Annotated in this window: 16 protein-coding genes; 13 read left to right on the plus strand and 3 right to left on the minus strand. The window is 68.4% G+C overall.

Annotation, left to right across the window (positions count from 1 at the left end; all coding sequences use genetic code 11):
- Position 1: 1 nt before the first annotated feature.
- Positions 2-2,047: a catalase gene (locus QM789_RS15775; protein WP_420352798.1), complete on the minus strand. Its 2,046-nt coding sequence runs from the start codon at positions 2,045-2,047 to the stop codon at positions 2-4.
- Between the two features lie 296 nt (positions 2,048-2,343).
- Positions 2,344-3,663: a YncE family protein gene (locus tag QM789_RS15780; protein ID WP_420352799.1), complete on the minus strand. Its 1,320-nt coding sequence runs from the start codon at positions 3,661-3,663 to the stop codon at positions 2,344-2,346.
- Between the two features lie 622 nt (positions 3,664-4,285).
- Here QM789_RS15780 and QM789_RS15785 point away from each other — a divergent pair.
- The 9 genes from QM789_RS15785 to QM789_RS15825 all read left to right on the plus strand — a co-directional run bounded on the left by QM789_RS15785 (position 4,286) and on the right by QM789_RS15825 (position 13,953).
- Positions 4,286-5,200 carry a LysR family transcriptional regulator gene (locus tag QM789_RS15785; RefSeq protein ID WP_420352800.1) on the plus strand — a complete coding sequence of 305 codons (915 nt, stop codon included), beginning with the start codon at positions 4,286-4,288 and terminating at the stop codon, positions 5,198-5,200.
- 106 nt (positions 5,201-5,306) lie between these two features.
- On the plus strand, positions 5,307-5,978 hold the full coding sequence (locus QM789_RS15790) for a lysophospholipid acyltransferase family protein (protein WP_420352801.1): 672 nt from the start codon (positions 5,307-5,309) through the stop codon (positions 5,976-5,978).
- Entirely contained in the window at positions 5,975-6,916 is a 942-nt protein-coding gene (locus QM789_RS15795; protein WP_420352802.1) for a phosphatidate cytidylyltransferase, read from the plus strand. The genes QM789_RS15790 and QM789_RS15795 overlap by 4 nt, the downstream gene beginning before the upstream one ends.
- A gap of 33 nt (positions 6,917-6,949) precedes the next feature.
- Positions 6,950-7,585: a CDP-alcohol phosphatidyltransferase family protein gene (locus QM789_RS15800; RefSeq protein WP_420352803.1), complete on the plus strand. Its 636-nt coding sequence runs from the start codon at positions 6,950-6,952 to the stop codon at positions 7,583-7,585.
- Positions 7,586-7,733: 148 nt separating this feature from the next.
- Entirely contained in the window at positions 7,734-8,435 is a 702-nt protein-coding gene (locus QM789_RS15805; protein ID WP_420352804.1) for a gluconate 2-dehydrogenase subunit 3 family protein, read from the plus strand.
- Positions 8,436-8,437: 2 nt separating this feature from the next.
- A complete protein-coding gene (locus QM789_RS15810; protein WP_420352805.1) occupies positions 8,438-10,207 on the plus strand; it encodes a GMC family oxidoreductase in 1,770 nt (589 codons plus the stop codon).
- 11 nt (positions 10,208-10,218) lie between these two features.
- Positions 10,219-11,565, plus strand: a complete 1,347-nt coding sequence (locus QM789_RS15815) for a c-type cytochrome (RefSeq protein ID WP_420352806.1) — start codon at positions 10,219-10,221, stop codon at positions 11,563-11,565.
- A gap of 174 nt (positions 11,566-11,739) precedes the next feature.
- Complete coding sequence (locus tag QM789_RS15820; RefSeq protein ID WP_420352807.1) at positions 11,740-13,005, plus strand: NAD(P)/FAD-dependent oxidoreductase; 1,266 nt, start codon at positions 11,740-11,742, stop codon at positions 13,003-13,005.
- A 42-nt stretch (positions 13,006-13,047) separates the two neighbouring features.
- Positions 13,048-13,953 (plus strand): LysR substrate-binding domain-containing protein, encoded by a 906-nt coding sequence (locus tag QM789_RS15825; protein WP_420352808.1) that lies wholly within the window; start codon positions 13,048-13,050, stop codon positions 13,951-13,953.
- On the opposite strand, the gene QM789_RS15830 is transcribed toward QM789_RS15825, so the two are convergent.
- Positions 13,920-15,554 (minus strand): flavin monoamine oxidase family protein, encoded by a 1,635-nt coding sequence (locus tag QM789_RS15830; protein WP_420352809.1) that lies wholly within the window; start codon positions 15,552-15,554, stop codon positions 13,920-13,922. The two genes, QM789_RS15825 and QM789_RS15830, sit on opposite strands and share 34 nt — an antisense overlap.
- A 77-nt stretch (positions 15,555-15,631) precedes the next feature.
- On the opposite strand from QM789_RS15830, the gene QM789_RS15835 reads away from it, so the two are divergent.
- The 4 genes from QM789_RS15835 to QM789_RS15850 all read left to right on the plus strand — a co-directional run bounded on the left by QM789_RS15835 (position 15,632) and on the right by QM789_RS15850 (position 19,460).
- Complete coding sequence (locus tag QM789_RS15835; protein WP_420352810.1) at positions 15,632-16,390, plus strand: carbon-nitrogen hydrolase family protein; 759 nt, start codon at positions 15,632-15,634, stop codon at positions 16,388-16,390.
- 121 nt (positions 16,391-16,511) lie between these two features.
- Entirely contained in the window at positions 16,512-17,993 is a 1,482-nt protein-coding gene (locus QM789_RS15840; RefSeq protein WP_420352811.1) for an ABC transporter substrate-binding protein, read from the plus strand.
- A complete protein-coding gene (locus QM789_RS15845; RefSeq protein WP_420352812.1) occupies positions 17,986-18,111 on the plus strand; it encodes a hypothetical protein in 126 nt (41 codons plus the stop codon). The genes QM789_RS15840 and QM789_RS15845 overlap by 8 nt, the downstream gene beginning before the upstream one ends.
- Positions 18,108-19,460: an amidase gene (locus QM789_RS15850; RefSeq protein WP_420352813.1), complete on the plus strand. Its 1,353-nt coding sequence runs from the start codon at positions 18,108-18,110 to the stop codon at positions 19,458-19,460. The genes QM789_RS15845 and QM789_RS15850 overlap by 4 nt, the downstream gene beginning before the upstream one ends.
- Positions 19,461-19,469: the final 9 nt, after the last annotated feature.

The raw sequence follows: 19,469 nt of genomic DNA on the forward strand, positions 1-19,469 counted from the left end.
GTCATGCAAGATCCCGCAAGCCGGGTTCGCGCGCCCAATAGCGCCGCTTCGCCATGCCGGGCAGATCCTCCCACGGGCCGACACCTTCGTCCGGGGAAATCCCGGCGCGGTCCAGGATCACCGCCGAGCCCATGCAATGGCCGATCGCCTTCAGATGCGCGAAAGCGTCCATCACGAAGCCGATCGCGGCGGAATCGCGCGCCAGCTTCTGCGCCTGATCGGGCATCAGGATCATGCCGATGGCATCGAACAGCACCGAGGGGCTGCCCGCCAACTGCCCGTCCGGCGTGATCGTACCGCCCTTGAGCTTCAGCGGCCCGACCTTCGGCGCGATGGTGAAGACGGTGCCGCCCTCGGCCTCGATGGCCTTCGTCAGCCGGTCGATCGCCGCCTTGTCCGAGCCTTCGGCGATCAGCAGGCCGATCTTGCGCCCCTTCAGCGTGTCCTTCCAGTTCTTCTGGATCGACAGCGCATCCGAAGGGTCCAGGTCCACCGGCGCGCGGAACGGCGTGGCGGGCGCGGGCAGATCCAGCCCCAGCCCATCGGCCACGCGCCGGCCCAGATCTTCGTCGATCACCCGCAGATGGCCCAGCACACGGCTGCGCACATGATCCAGCCCGACCTTGGACAGTTCGAACACAAAGGCCGAAGCGATATGCGCCTGCTCGCTTTCGGTCATCGAGCGCCAATACATCCGCGGCTGGCTGTAGTGGTCGCCGAATGTCTCGGCCCGGATCCGCAGCTTTTCCCCCGCCACCGGCTGCGGCGCGGTGGCGAAGCCGTCGCCCGCGCGCGGCCCCGGGTCTTCGCCCGCCTGATCGAGGCTGTTCGGTTCGTAATTCGCGCGCCCCTTCGGCACATGGGTCTGCATCAGCCCGTCCCGCATCATGTTGGCATAGGGGCATTTCGGCGCATTCACCGGGATCTGGTGGAAATTCGTCGTGCCCAGCCGCGACTTCTGCGTATCGAGATAGGAAAACAGCCGCCCCTGCAACAGGGGGTCGTCGGTGAAATCCACCCCCGGCACGACATTCGAGGGCAAAAACGCCGCCTGCTCGTTCTCGGCGAAATGGTTGTCGGGATTGCGGTTCAGCACCATCCGCCCGATCACCCGCAGCGGCACCACCTCTTCGGGGATGATCTTCGTCGGGTCCAGAACGTCATAGGGCAGGCTGTCGGCCAGCGCCTGATCAAAGACCTGAACGGCGAAATCCCATTCCGGGAAATCGCCCGCCGCGATCGCCTCATACAGGTCGCGGCGGTGATAGTCGTTATCCGCGCCCTGCAATTTCGCGCTTTCGTCCCAGATCAGCGATTGCATCCCCAGAACCGGGCGCCAGTGGAACTTGACGAAGCGCACCGCCCCTTCGGCATTGACGAATTTGAAGGTGTGGACGCCGAACCCCTCCATCATCCGCAGGCTGCGCGGAATGGCGCGGTCCGACATCGCCCAGATCACGGTGTGCAGGCTTTCCGGCATCAGCGAGACGAAATCCCAAAACGTATCATGCGCCGAAGCGGCCTGCGGATAGCCACGGTCGGCCTCCATCTTTACCGAATGGACCAGATCGGGGAATTTGATCGCGTCCTGGATGAAGAACACCGGGACATTGTTGCCGACCAGATCCCAGTTGCCCTGATCGGTGTAGAACTTCACCGCGAACCCGCGCACGTCGCGCGGCGTATCCACCGAACCGGCCCCGCCCGCCACGGTCGAAAACCGCACGAAGACCGGGGTCTCCTTGCCCTTTTCGGCGAACAGGCTGGCGCGCGTCAGGTCCGGGATCGGGTCGGTGCAGGTGAACACGCCATGCGCCGCCGAGCCCCGCGCATGAACGATGCGTTCCGGGATGCGCTCATGGTCGAAATGAAAGATCTTTTCGCGCAGCAGGAAATCTTCGAGCAGCGTCGGCCCGCGTTCCCCCGCGCGCAGGGAATTCTGGTTGTCCGAAAACGGGATGCCGTGGTTCGTGGTCAGAACCGCGCCGCCGCGCTGCTGCGTTTCGCCCGCATGGCCGGTGCTGGTCTCATAGGGTTTGCGTGCCATCGTCCTGCCTTTCTTCGGTGGGATGAAAATGGGTGGGATGGGGAATGGCGCCGGTCAGCGTGCCGAAGCGGCCCGGGCGGGCGGCCCCTGGCCATGCGACGGCCTGATGACGGATGCTATCATGAACGCCCCTCCGGACACGCCCGTCCGGGCCCGGAGGGGCTGGCCGTCGCGTCGAGAGGGAAATGCGGAAAGGAGGGCTTCGGTTCCATCCCCGCCTTCCGCAGGATCCGCATCGCCCGGGATCCGCAGCGGAGAGGGGCCGCACCCCGCCGGAGCGGGATGCGGCGAGATGCCTATTTCGCCGGGGTGATCCGCGTGACCGAACCCGCCTGATCGTCATCCCCCGGCTTGCCATACATCGACACCAGATAGACTGCACCATCCGGCCCCGCGGTCAGGTGGTTCGGCGTCTCGTCCACCGGGATATTGGCGACCAGCTTGCCGTCCCGGTCCAGCACCGCGACGGAGCCACCGGCCCGGGTCGCGGCAAAGACCTGCGCAGTCTTCGCGTCCCAGACCACCGAAACCCCGCCCGCACCGATATAGGTATCGGCCAGCACCTCGCCCTCGGCATCCAGAACCACGACATTGTTCGACTCCTGCGACACGACATAAAGCCGCCCCGTCTCCGGATCGCGGTCGATGTCGGTGGCGCCCTGCGCCTGCGGGACGGAGACCGTGGTGCTCTTGCCGGTGGCCAGGTCGATCCAGCCGATCCAGGGGGTGTCGCGGCTGATCGAATAGAGCCTGCCGTTCTTCGCATCCAGCGTCAGGTCGATGGTGCCGAAGGCCGCGCGGCCGCGATCGGCGACGAATTCGAGCTGGCCGACATGTTCCAGCGTCTCGGTATCATAGACCTCGACAAAGGGGCTGAGCGCCGCGCTGACATAGGCGCGGTTGTTCGCCTCGTCGATCGCGATGTCGCGCGGATGCTGGATCGACCCTTCCGGGAAGATCTTGGCGGGTTTCAGATCGGCCGCATCATAGACGGTGAGCGTTTCCGACAGGGTGTTGGTGGTCCAGACCTTGCCATGCGCATTATCGACCGCGACGCCGAAAACGCCGATCTGCTTGCCCTTCGCATCCTTGGGCACCTCGGCCTGCGCCTCGACGGCGAGCGTCGCCGCATCCAGACGCACCAGCGTGCTGCCGTCATTCGGCCCGCGCGCGGTGGCGACGAACAGCTTGCCATCGGCGGACAGCGCGCTCTGATAGGCGCGCTCGCCGACGGGAACGGTCTTCAGCGTGAAGGCATCGGCGTTCAGCGGCGGCACCACCTCGGACACCTTCAGCACCACCTGCGACACGCTGGCGGGGTTCTGCGTGACGATGGTCAGCGGATAGAAGCCCCGCTCGGCGCCCTCCGGCACTTTCAGCGGCACCGTAACCTTGCCCTCCGCATCCGCCTTCAGCGGCTCGGGCGTCAGCAGTTCCGTCCCGTAGAGCACCGAGACGCTGGCCCCCGCGGGCAGGCGTTGCAGCGCGACGGAGGTGGCATCCCCGGCCTTGACCGGAACCTCGCGCGATCCGGCCCGGGCAGCCCCCGGCAGCGTGGTGGAGGCCGGTGCCCAGGGCGTTTCCGCGAAAGCGATGGCCGCGGGCGCAACGGCCATGACGGTTGCAAGAAGCAGGGATCTGACGGAAAGTTTGTTCATGTGGGCCCCACTGAGGCTACAAGGAAAACCGTGCCTGTCATTGGGTTCGGTATCGACCTGTTTTCTCACTATCCGGCCAGGGTTTCAACCCTGCGGCAGGCCCGCGGCACCAGCCCGGAGGGGGTCAGCCCGCCGCCGCGTGGCGTTCCTCGCGATTTCCACGGTTTCCTTGAAGTGCACACCGGTCAGCCCGCGCCGCGTGGCGTTCCGCTCCGTGCCGGAGGCAGGCGCCTGCCCTCCCGTCCCCGGGCGATCGCCGATCCGGGCGCCGGGGATCGACGGGCGGAACCGCGTTGGCGTGTTCGTCAGCGCACCGCCCGTGCGACCGCGTTCTGCTCTTGCGGCATGGCGAGAATGTCGGACACCGCAGCGCGGCACAGATCGTCACCGCGCCGAAGCAGGATTGCCTTCTCCCCGCGCCAGAGCCTGCATCTCGCCCGCTACTGTGTCAGCCACGCCGATTGGATCCCCCCCGCGCGCCAACGCCAGCGGCCGCAAAAGCCGTGGTTCCACGCCATGGCCCCTTGCCTTGCGTCCGTATCCGCGATGTATCCGGCAAAGCCCCACCCGGAGGTTCCCGATGAAGACGCCGCGCCGCTTCCTGCCCTCGCTTTCGCTGCTGCAAGCCTTCGAGGCCGCCGCGCGGCTGCAATCCATCACCGAGGCGGCGCGGGAACTGTCGTTGACGCAAAGCGCGGTGTCGCGGCAGATCCGCGCGCTCGAAGACCAGATCGGTACGCCGCTGTTTCACCGCGAAAGGCAGACGATCCGTCTCACCCACGGCGGCGCGGCCTATGCGCGCGAGGTGCGCGAGGCGTTGCAGAAGATTTCGCAGGCGTCGATGAACCTGCGCGCCAATCCGCATGGCGGCACGCTGTCGCTGGCGATCCTGCCGACCTTCGGCACCCGCTGGCTGGCGCCGCGCCTGCCGCGGTTCCTGGCGCAGAACCCCGGCATCACCATCAACCTGCGCAGTCAGTTCAGCCAGTTCGACTTCCGCGCCATCGCCGTTGACGCCGCGATCCATTTCGGCCGCGACGACTGGCCCGGCGCCACCTGCCTGCGGCTGATGGGCGAAGAGGTGGTGCCGGTCTGCGCGCCTGAAATGCTGGCACGGCACGGTTTCGCCACGGTGGCCGACCTGCGCGCGGCGCCGCTTCTGCACCTGACCTCGCGCCCCGACGCCTGGGAACGGTATTTCGCGCTCAACGGGGTCGATGCCAGCCATGTCCACGGCATGTTGCTGGACGAATTCGCAACCAGCGCACAGGCCGCCGCCGCCGGGCTGGGGGTGGCGCTGCTGCCCCGGTTCCTGGTCGAGGAGGAAATCGCCTCGGGTCGTCTGGTCGCCGCGCTGCCGGTGCCGATGCGCTCGACCGAAGCCTATTACCTGTGCTGGCCGCGCGAACAGGAAGGCCACGAACCGCTGCGCCGCTTCGCCCGCTGGCTCGCCGCCGAAACCGCGGCCTTCGAGCGGGCCCGTTCCGTCGGCTGACGCGGGGGGCCGGGGCGGGCCCACACCCCGACCTGCCCGAAACAATGGCGCTTGCGCGCCGTCTTGCCGCGCTCTAGCCTCCAGCGGAAAAGCCGGGAGGGGAGCGGTGCCGGGCGAGCATAACCAGACCGTGGCCAGCCGGGCGCTGGCACGCATCCTGTCATGGGCCATCACCACCTTCGCGCGCCTGCTGACGGCGGTGCAACCCGACTGGCGCGGCCTCGATCCGCTGTCCGGAGGCAACCGGATTTACTTCGCCAATCACGTCAGCCACGGGGATTTCGTGCTGCTCTGGGCGGTGCTGCCGCCGCATCTGCGGCGGCGGACGCGGCCCGTCGCGGGGGCCGATTACTGGCGCAGCGGGCGCCTGCGCCGGTTCATCGGCGAGCGGGTGTTCAACAGCCTCCTGATCGACCGCGATCCGCGCGCCACCGGCTCGGACCCGATCGGCGAAATGACGGCGGCGCTGGATGCGGGCGCGTCGCTGATCCTGTTTCCCGAAGGCACCCGCAACCCGGAGGACACCGGCCTGCTGCCGTTCAAATCGGGCCTCGCGCGGCTGGCGCAGGCGCGGCCCGGGGTCGATCTGGTGCCGGTCTGGATCGACAACCTCAACCGCGTCCTGCCGAAGGGCGCGCTGATCCCGGTGCCGCTGATGTGCCGGGTGAGCTTTGGCGCACCGATCCGCATCGGGCCGGAGGAGACGAAGCAACAGTTTCTGGAACGGGCGCGCGCCGGGCTGCTGGCGCTGCGCCCCGGGGCGGAGGGCGCGGCATGACGGAGGCACAGGGCGATCTGCTGCGGGTCATCGGCGGCATCGTGGCGGTCCTGCTGCTGGCCTCGGCGGTGGGTCTGGTGCTGCGCTGGCGCCTCGGCGACAAGCCGGTGATCGAGAACCTCAACGACCGGATCCGCGCCTGGTGGGTCATGGCGGGCACGATCTCGGTGGCGCTGCTGGGCGGACGGGCCGGGGTGATCGTGCTGTTCGCGCTCTGCGCCTTTGCCGCGCTGCGCGAGTTCATGACCCTGACCAAGGCCACCCGCGCCGATCACCGGACGCTCGCCGCCACCTTCTTCGTCGTGCTGCCGGCGCAGTTCTGGCTGATCTGGATCGACTGGTATGGGCTCTATTCGATCTTCATCCCGGTTTATGTGTTCCTGCTGCTGCCCATCGTGTCGGCGCTGTCCGGGGTGACCCGCAATTTCCTCGTCCGGGTGGCCGAGATGCAATGGGCGCTGATGATCTGCGTGTTCTGCGTGTCGCATGTGCCCGCGTTGATCGACCTGAGGATCCCCGGCTTCGAGGGGCGCGGGGTGCTGCTGATCGCCTTCCTGGTCATCGTCGTGCAACTGAGCGACGTGCTGCAATATGTCTGGGGCAAGCTGATCGGGCGGCACAGGATCGCCCCGGAGCTGTCGCCCTCGAAGACGGTGGAGGGCTTCGTGGGCGGCTGCGCCTCGGCCACGCTGATCGGCGCGGCGCTGTGGTGGATGACGCCCTTCCGCCCGCTGGAGGCGGCGGGGATGAGCCTGCTGATCACGCTGATGGGGTTCCTCGGCGGGCTGGTGATGTCGGCGATCAAACGCGACCGCGGGGTGAAGGACTGGGGCCATTCGATCGCCGGGCATGGCGGCTTCGTCGACCGGCTGGATTCGGTGATCTTCGCGGCGCCGGTCTTCTTCCACGTCACCCGCTATTTCTGGGCGGTGCCATGAGCGCCCCGCCCCCTGTCCTCCGGAGGCCGCATCATGGCTGACACCGCCACCCGCAGACCCCTCGCCAGCCGCCAGAGCCGCTGGGCCGCGCGTGCCGTGCGCTGGCTCGCGGCCACGCGGATCACGCCGAACCAGATCTCCATCGCCGGGATGGGCGCGGCGCTGGTGGCGGGGCTGGGCTTCTGGGCGGCGGGAACGGGGGCGGGGCGCTGGCTGTTTCTGCTGCTCGGCGCAGCGGGGTGCCAGATCCGCCTGCTGTGCAACCTGTTCGACGGCATGGTGGCGATCGAGGCCGGGCGGGCCGCGCCGGACGGCGGCTTCTGGAACGAATTTCCGGACCGGGTGTCGGATGGGCTGATCCTGATGGGGGTGGCGCTCGGGCTCGGCCTGCCCGGGCTGGGCTGGGCGGCGGTCAGCTTCGCCTTCCTGACCGCCTATGTGCGCGAACTCGGCGTGACCTGCGGCGGCGGGGCGGATTTCGCCGGACCGATGGCGAAACAGCACCGGATGGCGGTGATCACCGCCGCGGCCCTGCTGTCGCTCGCGGAGCCGCTGTGGGACGGGCGGGGGCAGGTGCTGAGCGCCGCGCTCTGGCTCGTTACCCTTGGCGCGGCGGCCACCGCGCTGCGCCGGGCCCTGCGTCTGGTGCGAAAGCTGCGCGCAGCCTGAGCACTGACCCCCAGGCATCGGCAAATGCCGCATCGCGTCTGTGCACCAGCGCACAACGCGACATCATGACGGCTTGACGTGCCGGGTTTTTCTTTCTGCCGGATGGGTATACCACGGTATGGTTACCAACCAATACGGCAGGCAAACAATGACCGACCTACCCGGTTACCCGAGCCGCCGCAGTTTCCTCAAGGCGACTGCGGCAGGCGCAGCCATCCTGGGCGTCACCGCGCAGGCACAGGCCGAAACTCCGGCGCAGCCCGTCCCGCTGTCCGATTACAAGCCGGAATATTTCACCGCCGACGAATGGGCCTTCGTCATGGCCGCGACGGCGCGGCTGATCCCGTCCGAAGGCAACGGCCCCGGCGCGCTCGAAACCCGGGTGCCGGTGTTCATCGACCGCCAGCTTGCCAGCGATTACGGGCGGGCGGATGACTGGTATATGACCGGCCCGCATGATCCCACGGTGGGCGCCGATCGCGGCTGGCAGACGCCGCTGAACCCCGCACAGCTTTACCGGCAGGCGATCCCGGCCTTCAACGCCTGGTGCGAAGCGCAATATGGCAAGGCTTTCGCCGTGCTGGACTCCGCGCAGCAGGACGAAGCACTGACCGCGCTGCAAAAGGGCGATGCGAAGATCGGCGACGAGTTGAAGATCTTCTTCACCACCCTGCTCGCCAACACCAAGGAAGGCTATTTCGCCGACCCGATGTATGGCGGCAACCACGGCATGCAGGCCTGGGTCTATATCGGCTTCCCCGGCGCCCGCGCGGCGTTCCGCGAATGGCCGACGCGCCACAACATCAAATATCCGCTCGGCCCGGTGTCGATCAAAGGCGAGAGGGCGTAACCATGGCACGTCAGGAAAAGAAGAAGGACGTGGTGATCATCGGCCTCGGCTGGACCGGCTCGATCATGGGGATCGAACTGGCGCAGGAGGGGCTGGAGATCGTCGCGCTGGAACGCGGGCGGGACCAGAACACCGTGCCGGAATTCCAGTATCCGAACCAGATCGACGAACTGAAATACGGCGTGCGCTTCAAGAACATGCAGCACCCGAGCCAGCAGACCGTGACGGTGCGCCGCAGCGCGGATGAAACCGCCCTGCCCTATCGCAACATGGGCTCGTTCCTGCCCGCGAACGGGGTAGGCGGCGCGGGCACGCACTGGAACGGGCTGAACTGGCGCCCGCAGCCCGAAGAGATCAAGCTGCGCAGCCATGTCCGCGACAACTGGGGCGAAGCGATCATCCCCGAGGACATGACCCTCGCCGATTACCCGCTCAGCTATGATGAGCTCGAACCCTTCTTCGACCGGTTCGAGAAGGTCGCGGGGATCGCGGGCACGGCGGGCAACCTGAAGGGCAGGATCCAGCCCGGCGGCAACCCGTTCGAGGGCTGGCGCTCGGACGACTATCCGATGCCCGCGCATCCGGCGACCTATGACGCAAGCCTGTTTGGCAAGGCCGCGGCGGCGATGGGCTACCACCCGTTCCCGGCCCCGGCGGGGATTGCCTCGACCGCCTACACCAACCCCTATGGGATGCAGATGGGGCCGTGCAACTTCTGCGGTTTCTGCGAACGGTTCGGCTGCTACCAGTATTCCAAATCCTCGCCGCAGACGACGATCCTCGATGCGCTGAAACGCTATCTGAACTTCTCCTACCGGACGCACGCCGAGGTGCTGCGCGTCGAGAAATCGGCGGATGGCAAGACCGCGACCGGCGTGACCTATTTCGACGAGGCGACGCAGGAAGAGGTGTTCCAGCCCGCCGATCTCGTCATCATGTCGAGCTATTCGCTCAACAACGTCCACCTGATGCTGGTTTCGGGCATCGGCGAGGTCTACGACCCCACCACGGGACAGGGCGTCACCGGCAAGAATTACGCCTATCAGATGAACGGCGGCGTGACGCTGTTCTTCAGGGAGGCGAATTTCAACCCCTTCGTCGGGCATGGCGCGAACGGCATCTGCATCGACGATTTCTCGGTCAACCAGAACGATTACGGCGCGCTCGGCTTCATCGGCGGGGCCTACTGGCGGGCGGGCACGTTCAACGGCCAGCCGATCCGCTCGATGGCGCTGCCGAAGGGCACGCCCGGCTGGGGCGCGGGCTGGAAGCAGGGGATCGGCGAATGGTACGGCCATTCGATGTCGATCGGCTCGCACGGCTCGCATATGTCCTACCGGACGAACCACCTCGACCTCGATCCCACCTACAGGGACCGGCATGGCCGCCCGCTGATGCGGATGACCTTCAACTGGAACCCGAACGACCTGCGGATGAACCAGTATCAGAAGCAGAAAATGGTCGAACTGGCCGAAACCATGGGCGCGGATTCCATGAGCGCGGCATTCAAGGATATCGGCGCGCAATATGACGTGCGCCCCTATCAGACCACCCACAACACCGGCGGGCATATCATGTCCGAAACGCCGGATCAGGGCGTGGTGAATAAGTTCAGCCAGGTCTGGGGGATGCACAACGTTTTTGCCACCGGCGCGGGGAATTTCGTGCAGAACACGCAATACAACCCCACCGGCCTTGTCGGCGGGCTGGCCTATCACACGGTGCATGCGATCCGCACGCAATACCTGAAGAACCCCGGCCCGCTGGTGTAAGGAGAGAACCGATGATCAAGTTTCTTCGTATCCTCTCGGCGCTGGTCCTGCTGGGGGTTCTGGCGCTGCTGGCCTTCGTCTTCGTGCCGGTGCAACGCAGCGCGCCTTCGGCGGCGCTTCCGGCGGATTGGAAGCCCGAACCCGGGCGCGGCGAATATATCGCCCGCGCCTCGGATTGCGTCGCCTGCCACACCGGGCCGGAGGGCAAGCCCTTCGCGGGCGGGCTGGCGATCGCAAGCCCGATGGGCACGATCTGGTCCACCAACATCACGCCGGACAAGGCCACCGGCATCGGTACCTGGTCGCTCGACGATTTCCGCGCCGCGCTGGTGGATGGGGTGGCGCCGGACGGCACGCATCTCTATCCGGCTATGCCCTATGAAAACTACCGGCTGATGACCGAGGAGGACATCCGCGCGCTTTACGACTACCTCATGCACGGGGTGGAGCCGGTCGCGGCGCAGGCGCCGAAGACGGAGCTGTCCTTCCCGTTCAACATGCGCTTCGGCATCCGGGCGTGGAACTGGCTCGCGCTGACCCATGGCCCGGGCTTTACCCCCGCAGGCAAATCGGCGGTCGAGGATCGCGGCCAATATCTGGTCGAAGGCCCCGGCCACTGCGCGGCCTGCCACAGCCCGCGCACGCCGCTGATGGCGCAGGACGGCGTGACGCTGGGCGAGAAGACCTTCCTCACCGGCGGCAGCATCGAGGGCTGGGACGTGCCTTCGCTGCGCGGCCCGGATTCGGCCTCGCAGAGGTGGAGCATGGCGGAGATGGCGGCCTACCTTGCCACCGGCCGCAACGCCCATTCCACCGCCAATGGCGAGATGGGCCTCGCGGTCGAGCATTCGCTGCAATATCTGACGGATGCCGACAATATCGCCATGGCGGCCTTCCTCAAGGGGCTGGACGGCGGCAAGGTCGATCTGCCTCAGAGCTTCGCGGCGCCCGGCCCGACCGCGACCCCGGAGGCCGAGGCGGATGACGCAGGCAGGCAGACGGCGTTGATGCTGACCGAGGCGAAGCCCGATATGCCGCTCGGCGCGCGGCTCTACCTCGACAGTTGCTCCGCGTGCCATTTTGTCACCGGCAAGGGCGCGCCGGGGATCTTCCCCGAGCTTCAGGGCAACGCGGTGGTGACGGCGGCTCAGGCGCGGCCGCTGATCGACACGATCCTGCACGGCGCCACGGTCAAGGGCACCGCCAAGCGGCCGATGAACCTGGTGATGCAGGGCTATGCCGACCGGCTGAGCGATGCCGAGGTGGCGGACCTCGCCACCTTCCTGCGCGGGGCCTGGGGCAATGGCGCGGGGCCGGTCTCCGCCGCCGATGTCGCTCAGGTGCGGGCGGGACACTGATCCCTGCGGCCGGCCTCCGGGCCGGCCCTTTCCCATCCCCCCGCGGGAGAGCGGTCCGCCGCCGGGCATGAGTTTTGCTCATTGCCAAGCAAGTATTTCATACATTTTCAGCCACGATCCGCCATGCGATGAGGCAACAGCGCGGCAGAACGCGTGGGCCGCAAGGGGTTGGGCGTGGGAACACCGTCTGGGCATGTCGTGGTCATCGGCGCGGGCATCGTGGGGTGCTGCACCGCGGCCGAACTGCTGGATCGCGGGTATCGGGTGACGCTGGTCGATCCGGCGGATCCCGGCGGGCCGCAGGCCGCGAGCTATGGCAACGGCGCCTTCCTCAGCCCGGCCTCCGTCATCCCGATGTCCTTCCCCGGCATGTGGCGCAAGGTGCCCGGATATCTGACCGACCGCGACGGGCCGCTGACGATCCGCTGGGCGCATCTGCCCCGGCTGCTGCCGTGGCTGGCGCGGTTCGTCCTGTCCGGGGCGACCGAGGCACGGCTGCGGCGCACGGCGGGGGTGCTGAACGGGCTGCTGGCCGATGCACCGGCGCGGCACGCGGCGCTGGCCGCCCGGGCCGGGCTGGGCGGGCTGATCCATCGCGACGGGCTGCTTTATGCCTTCGCGGACCGGCGGGCGGCAGAGGCGGAGTGGCTGTCGTGGCAGGTCCGGCGCGACCTCGGCGTGGCGCTGCGCGACCTTTCGGCGGCGGAGATTCAGGCGCTGATCCCCGGCCTCAGCCCGCATTACACCTATGGCATTCTGGTCACCGGGGGCGGCCATTGCAGCGATCCGGGCGGCTATGTCGCCGGTCTGGCCGAATGGTGCCGCCAGCGTGGCGCGACGGTCGTGCGCGCCCGCGCGACCGGGTTCGACACCGGGCCCGGGCTGGCCGTGCGCACCGATGCCGGACCCCTGCCCTGCGACGCCGCCGTGATCGCGGCGGGCATCCGGTCCAAAGCGCTGGCGCGGCAGGCGGGCGACCGGGTGCCGCTGGAAAGCGAGCGCGGCTATCACGTCGAACTCCCGCATCCCGGCACCGGCCCCGCGATCCCGGTGATGCCGCAGGACGGCAAGATGGCCAATACGATGGTGCGTGGCGGGCTGCGGGCCTCCGGGCAGGTGGAACTGGCCAGCGCCGACGCCCCGCCCGACTGGAACCGGGCCGAGATCCTGTTCCGCCACCTGCTGCGCAGCTATCCCGGGCTGAGCCCCGCGGCGGAGCGCCGCCACTGGCAGGGGAACCGCCCCTCCACCCCCGACGGGCTGCCGGTGATCGGCCCGGCGCGCGGCATCCCCGGCGTGTTCCATGCCTTCGGCCACGGCCATGTCGGGCTGGCCTCGGGGCCGAAGACCGCGGCGCTGGTCGCCGATCTGATCGGGGGCAGCGCGCCGGTTCTGGACCCCGCACCCTTCACGGCCACGCGGTTCCACTGGACCCGATGAGCAAAATACATGACAATGGGGCATCTTCCATGCGGATCCCCCATGCGCCGCTTCCTGCCCTCGCTCTCGGCCCTTCAGGCCTTTGATTCCGCCGCCCGGCACCTGAACTTCACCCGGGCCGCCGAAGATCTGATGCTGACGCAAAGCGGCATCAGCCGGCAGATCGGCAATCTGGAAACCTATCTGGGCGTGCGGCTGTTCGAGAGGGTGGGTTCGCGCCTCGTGCTGACCGATGCGGGGCGGGCCTATGCGGCGGATGTGCAGCAGGCGCTCGACCGGCTGGAGGAAGTGTCGATCGACGCGGTGCGCGGGCGCAAGGCCAATGCCGCGCTGATGATCGGCGCGCAGCCCGCCTTTGCGACGCGCTGGCTGATCCCGCGGATCGCGGATTTCCTCGCGGCGAACCGCACGACCCCGGTCGAGATCACCGAACTCCCCGCCGGTGCGGACCCGGCGGAGGCACAGGTGGATGTGGCACTGCTGCGCGGCCTTGGATCGTGGCGCAACAGCCGCACGATGGAACTGTTCCGCGAGGAACTGGCGGTCTTTGCCGCCCCCGCGCTTGCGGCCCGGATCGGCACGGCGGAGACCATCGACTTCCGCACCATGCCGACGCTGCAAAACGCGCAACGCCCGAGCCTGTGGCTGTCGTGGCTGCGCACGACGGGGCGGACCTTCGACGGCGCGATCCAGGGGCTGCGCCTGGCGCATAGCGAGATGGTGATCCGGGCGGCGGTGGAGGGCATCGGGCTTGCCCTCCTGCCGGTGCATTACGTCGAACGCGAACGGGCGGCGGGGCAGTTGCTGCCGCTGTTCGGCGCGCCGGTGCGCACGGGCGAAAGCTACTGGCTGGTGATCCCCGAAGACCGCATCCACCGCGAAAACGTCACCCGCTTCCGCGCCTGGATCGCGCCTCAGTCGAGGGCGACGGGGCCGAGCACCGGATAAACGTCCCCCGGACCCGGATTGGCCGGATCCGACGCCCCGCCGAAATGCGCCATGATGCCCCAGACCGCGTTCAGCGCCGTCTGCACCGCGCCCTCGACCCAGGCCGGGGTCCAGCTGATCCCGTCCCCCGCGAGGAAGATGCCCCGCTGTTCGGGCGGCAGCGCGCCTTGCATGAAATGGCCATACATCCGGTGATTGTAGCGGTAATGGCCGGGCAGCGCACCCTTGAACGCGCCGAGGAAATTCTCGTCCGTCTCCCAGCTGACGCAGATCGGATTGCCCCGGATATGCCCGGCGACATCCACCCCCGGATAGATATGCCCAAGCGCCGCCAGCGCCAGTTCCACCCGCTTTTCCGCATCATGCGGCAACACCTTCAGCGCATCCGTCATCCACGAATAGGACAGGCAGATCACGCCGGGCCGATCCGGGCCGTTGTCGAAGAAATAGGTGCCCCGGGTGATCCGGTCGGTGAGCGTCATCGACATCAGCGGCCGCCCGTCGGGGCCGGTGTCCTTCCAGAACGGGCGGTCGACCATGACGAAGGTCTTCGCCGCCTGCATGTAGCGGGTGCGGTCGAGCGCCATCCACAGCTTCTGGTCGAACAGCGCCTCGTCGGTGTCGATCGAGGTGGTGAGCAGGTGGCTCTGGCAGGTGACCAGAACCGCATCGTAAAGGTCCGTCCGGCCCCAGCGGTCGGTCACCGCGATCCGCTCGCCGTCCCGCGCGATCCGGGTGACGCGCGACCGCGTTGCCCCGCCGTTCAGCGCGGCCAGCGAAGTCTGCCCCCAATGCGCGCAGTCGGCGGGCAGCCGCCAGAGCCGGTGCAGCACGTTTTCCACCCCGCCCTTGATGAAGCGCTGATCGTCGTCCAGCCCGCACAGGTTCACCCGCAGGATCTCCAGCATCGAATTCGGGAAATCGCTGTCCCAGCCGCCGGTGCCGAAGCCGACCTGCCCGAACACCTCGCGGTGGCGGAAGCTGAGCGCGCGGAAGGCGTCGGAGGAGGTCACGAAGTCGTAGAAGGTGCGCTCATCCCAGGCGGCGACGAGCGGATCCCAGATTTCCTTCACCCGGGCGGCGTCGCGCGCGATCATCGCGGCGCGCAGGTCGGAAAACCGCGCGCCCTCTTCCAGCGCGGCGTCATAGGCGCGGGCGACCTCGCGATACAGGCCGGGCAGGTCGTCGAGCGTGCGGGCAAACAGCGTCTCGCCCTCAAGGTCGATCACCGTGGATCCCGCCGCCTCGGTCAGCGGATTCGGGAAGGGTGCGCTGTCGCAGCCGGTCAGATCGACATAGTGGTAGAACCCGCGCGACGACACCGGAAACCGCATGCCCCCCAGTTCGGCGATGACGTCCTGCGTCCCCTCGAAGGTCTGCGACCGGAGCCGCCCGCCGAACTGCCCCGATTCGTAAAGCACGGGCCGCAGCCCGAGCTTCATCAGCTCGTGCCCGGCGATCACCCCCGCCGCCCCCGCGCCGACGATGGCGACCTCGGCCCCGTGCCGCGCGGCGGGCACCTGCCCCAGCCCCGCCGGATGCGTCAGCCATGTATCGTAGGCAAAGGGAAAATCGGGGCCAAAGGCGGAAAGGTCGGTCATCCAGTGTCCCTTCGGTTGGGAGTTGCCGGGAGCAGCCGCGCCATGCGACGCTGCCCCGTCCGGAACAGGAGCCAATCGTGAAACTCGTCCTTTCGCAACCCTCGCCGACGAATGGCGACACCGAAGCCGCCTTCGGGCATGTCGCGATGCTGCTGCGGATGGCCGGGGCGGCGGGGGCGGAGATGGTGCTGCTGCCCGAACTGTTCCTGCCCGGCTACAACCGGCCCGACCTGCATGCCGGGGCGCAGGGCCCCTGGATCGCGCGGCTGCGCGAAATGGCGCGGGCGGCGGGCGTGGGGCTGACGCTTGGCTGGGCCGAACGCGCGGGGGAGGATGTCTACAACGCCGCCACCGCGATCGGGCCGGATGGCGCCGTGCTGGCGCATTACCGCAAGATCCAGCTTTTCGGCCCGATGGAGCGCGCCTCCTTCCGCCCCGGCACCGCCCCGCCGCCGGTGTTCGACCTGAACGGGCGGCGGTTCGGGCTGCTGATCTGCTATGACATCGAATTCGCCGCCCATTCCGCGGCGCTGGCCCAACGCGGGGCGGAAATCATCCTGGTGCCCACGGCCAATCCGGCGGGGTTCGAGCATGTGCAGGAGGTGCTGGTCCCCGCCCGGGCGCATGAGTCCGCGCTGACCGTGGCCTATGCGAATTACTGTGGCACCGAGACGGGGCTTGCATTCGGCGGCCGGTCGCTGATCGCCGGGCCGGATGCGCGCCCGCTGGCCGCGGCGGGCACGGGGGAGACGGTGCTGATCGCCACGCTGCCGCGCCGGGAGGACTATCCCCCCGCGCTGATCTCCACCCAGGCGCGGGATTTCCGCGCCCCCTGACCCTCCGCGCCATGCGGAAAATTCATGCCAAACCCACTTTTTCAAAATTCCTTACATCCCGGAAGGTAAATACTATTGCCCCAACGGCCTCCGTGAGACGCCGAAAGCCAACGGGGTTCCCATGAACAGAACGTTCTTCCGGTCAGGCATTGCCGCCCTGCTGCTGTCGGTCAGTTCCGCCCTGCCGGTGCTGGCGCAATCCGTGACCATCGCCATCGGGTCGGAGCCATCGACGCTCGACCCGCAACTGCGCGACGATGGCGGCGAGCGGCAGGTGAACGACAACATCTATGAAACGCTGATGACGCGCAGCCCGGCGGGGGAATTGCTGCCGGGGCTGGCCGCCGCCGCCCCGGTGCAGATCGACCCGCTGACCTGGGAATTCACGCTGCGCCCGGGGATCCGCTTCACCGATGGTACGCCCTTCGATGCCGATTCCGTGGTGGCGTCGGTCCGGCGGGTGGTGGATCCGGCCAATGCCTCGGAGCAGATGGCCTATATGGGGCCGCTCGCCGATGCCGAGAAGGTCGATGGCCTGACGGTGCGGATCCGGACCTCGGCCCCCGATCCGATCCTGCCCGCGCGGATGTACTGGCTGAAGATGGTGCCCGCCGGATATGCCGCCGACCCGAAGATCGCCGAACGGCCCGTGGGCACCGGCCCCTACAAACTCCAGAGCTGGGACCATGGCAGCGGCATCACCCTCGTTGCCAATCCGGACTATTGGGGCGGCGCGCCGCAGGTGCAGGAGGTCACTTACCGTTTCATCCCCGAACCCGGCACGCGGATGTCGGGCCTGATGTCGGGCGAATTCGACGTGGTGCTGAACCTGCTGCCCGAATTCGCCGGAGCGGTGCCGCAATACAAGGCCGTCAGCGGGCTCGAAACCTCGGTCATCGTGCTGGGCGTCGACAATCCGGTGGTGAAGGACGTGCGCGTGCGGCGCGCGCTCAATATGGCGATCGACCGCCAGACCCTGGCCGACAGCCTGTTCGCCGGGCTGGCGAAACCGACGCGGGGGCAGCTGATCCTGCCCGGCGCCTTCGGCTACAACGAAACGCTCGGTGACTGGCCCTATGATCCGGAGGGCGCGCGCAAGCTGATCGCGGAGGCCGGGGCCACGGGGCAGACGATCACCCTCGTCTCCGAGGCGGGGCGCTGGCTGAAGGACCGCGAACTGACCGAGGCCGTCGCCGCCTACTGGCAGGCGGCCGGGCTGAACGTGGCGGTCCGGATCGAGGAATTCTCGGTCTATCTCGACCGGATCTTCGACAGGGAGACCCGGCCGGACAGCTATTTCGTGCTGAACTCGAACGAATTGTTCGACGCCGACCGCGAGATGGCCTTTGCCTATGAACCCGGTCAGGGCGGCGCGTCGAATTCGGACAGGGCCCTGGGCGCGGCGATCGCGGCGGCGCGGTCGGAAACCGATGTGGCGAAGCGCAAGGCGGATTACGACGCGATCACGCAAAAGCTCCATGACGCGGCCTATGACGTGCCGCTGCTGAACCACCAGGACATCTATGGCATGTCGGCGCGGATGGACTGGCAGCCGCGGGTCGATGCGAAGATCCTCGTCAAGGAAATGAAGGTCCATGACTGATCCCGAGTTGCCGCCGGCCGCCAGCCCGGCCGAGCGCGCCGCCTTCCGCGAGGGGCAGGAGATCCTGCGCGACATCCTGCGCCGCGCGCGCGACGTGGCGGGGAAGGTGTCCGGATGAGCCTGGAGACCACGCCGATCCGGGTGCTGGCCGCCCGTGTCGCCGCGCGCGACATCGGCGCCGCGGAGGTGACGGCGTATTTCCTCGACCGGATCGCGCGGCTCGACGGGCCGCTGGCGGGCATGAATGTCGTCGCGCCGGAAATGGCGCTGGCGGCGGCCCGCGCGCTGGATGCGCGCCGCGAAGGGGCCGTGGGGCCGCTGGCCGGGGTGCCGCTCTCGGTCAAGGATATTGCCGATGTGGCGGGGCTGCCCTCGGCGGGGGCTTCGGCTTCGCGCGCGGGGCGGATCGCGGCCGGGGATGCGCCGGTGGTCGCGCGGATGAAGGCTGCGGGCGGGATCGTGCTGGGCAAGGCGAACTGCCACGAACTGGCCTTTGGCGGGCCGTCCTTCGACCTGCCCTTCCCGCCCGCGCGCAATCCGTGGGACACCGGGCGCTTCCCCGGCGGATCGTCCAGCGGATCGGGCGTGACGGTGGCGGCGGGGCTGTGCCTCGGCTCGCTCGCCACCGATACGGCGGGCTCGATCCGGCTCCCGGCAACGATGTGCGGCGTGTTCGGGCTGAAACCCACGCGCGGGCTGCTGCCGCTTGCGGGGATCTCGGCGCTGGCCGAAACGATGGACCATGCCGGCCCCATCGCGCGCAGCGCCGACGACACCCGGATCCTGTTCGACGCGATGGCGGGCCGCCCGCCCGCGCCCCGGGGCAGCGGCAGCCTGAAGGGCGTCCGCATCGGCATCCCCCGGGACGGCTGGGGCGAAGGCGCGCAGATCCACCCCGAGGTGCGCGGGGCGCTCGACGCGGCGCTCGCGCTGGTCGAGGCCGAGGGCGGCGAGGTCCATGTCCTCGACCTGCCGCCGCTCGACCATTTCCACGCCCCCGGAACGGTGGTGATGATGGCCGAGGTGGCGCGCGCACATGCCGGGGCGGTGCGCGCGGACTGGAACCGCTTCGGCGCGATCTTTCGCGCCCGCGCGCTGCTGGGCGAGGCGATCGCGCCCGAGGACTATGCCCGCGCGCAACGCATCCGCCCGCTGCTGACCCGGCGGCTGGCCGAGGGGATCGCGGCGGTCGATGCCCTGCTGATCCCCGGCGCGATGGCGCCGCCCGGGCCGCTCGCCGACGTCCATCCATTCTATTTCATGAAAGAGCCGATTCCGAATATCGTTGCGAATTACACCGGCCTTCCGGCGCTGGCCTTCCCCGCCGGGCATACGGCGGAGGGGCTGCCCCTGGGGGTGCAGATCCTTGGCGCGGCGGGGGCGGACCATCGGCTGCTCGACATCGCCGAGGCGTTTGAACTGACCGATCCGGCCCGTTTCGCCGCGCGCGATCCGGGGCTGAGCTGAACTTGAAGA

Source organism: Paenirhodobacter sp. (assembly GCF_047600745.1).
In the GTDB taxonomy this organism is placed as follows: domain Bacteria; phylum Pseudomonadota; class Alphaproteobacteria; order Rhodobacterales; family Rhodobacteraceae; genus Rhodobacter.

Bases quoted from the DNA above. Each gene is read 5' to 3' on its own strand.
- QM789_RS15850 (WP_420352813.1), top strand. From the start codon at position 18,108: ATGAGCCTGGAGACCACGCCGATCCGGGTGCTGGCCGCCCGTGTCGCC.
- QM789_RS15830 (WP_420352809.1), bottom strand. From the start codon at position 15,554: ATGACCGACCTTTCCGCCTTTGGCCCCGATTTTCCCTTTGCCTACGAT.
- QM789_RS15775 (WP_420352798.1), bottom strand. From the start codon at position 2,047: ATGGCACGCAAACCCTATGAGACCAGCACCGGCCATGCGGGCGAAACG.
- QM789_RS15780 (WP_420352799.1), bottom strand. From the start codon at position 3,663: ATGGCCGTTGCGCCCGCGGCCATCGCTTTCGCGGAAACGCCCTGGGCA.
- QM789_RS15785 (WP_420352800.1), top strand. From the start codon at position 4,286: ATGAAGACGCCGCGCCGCTTCCTGCCCTCGCTTTCGCTGCTGCAAGCC.
- QM789_RS15845 (WP_420352812.1), top strand. From the start codon at position 17,986: ATGACTGATCCCGAGTTGCCGCCGGCCGCCAGCCCGGCCGAGCGCGCC.
- QM789_RS15815 (WP_420352806.1), top strand. From the start codon at position 10,219: ATGATCAAGTTTCTTCGTATCCTCTCGGCGCTGGTCCTGCTGGGGGTT.
- QM789_RS15805 (WP_420352804.1), top strand. From the start codon at position 7,734: ATGACCGACCTACCCGGTTACCCGAGCCGCCGCAGTTTCCTCAAGGCG.
- QM789_RS15810 (WP_420352805.1), top strand. From the start codon at position 8,438: ATGGCACGTCAGGAAAAGAAGAAGGACGTGGTGATCATCGGCCTCGGC.
- QM789_RS15800 (WP_420352803.1), top strand. From the start codon at position 6,950: ATGGCTGACACCGCCACCCGCAGACCCCTCGCCAGCCGCCAGAGCCGC.
- QM789_RS15825 (WP_420352808.1), top strand. From the start codon at position 13,048: ATGCGCCGCTTCCTGCCCTCGCTCTCGGCCCTTCAGGCCTTTGATTCC.
- QM789_RS15840 (WP_420352811.1), top strand. From the start codon at position 16,512: ATGAACAGAACGTTCTTCCGGTCAGGCATTGCCGCCCTGCTGCTGTCG.
- QM789_RS15795 (WP_420352802.1), top strand. From the start codon at position 5,975: ATGACGGAGGCACAGGGCGATCTGCTGCGGGTCATCGGCGGCATCGTG.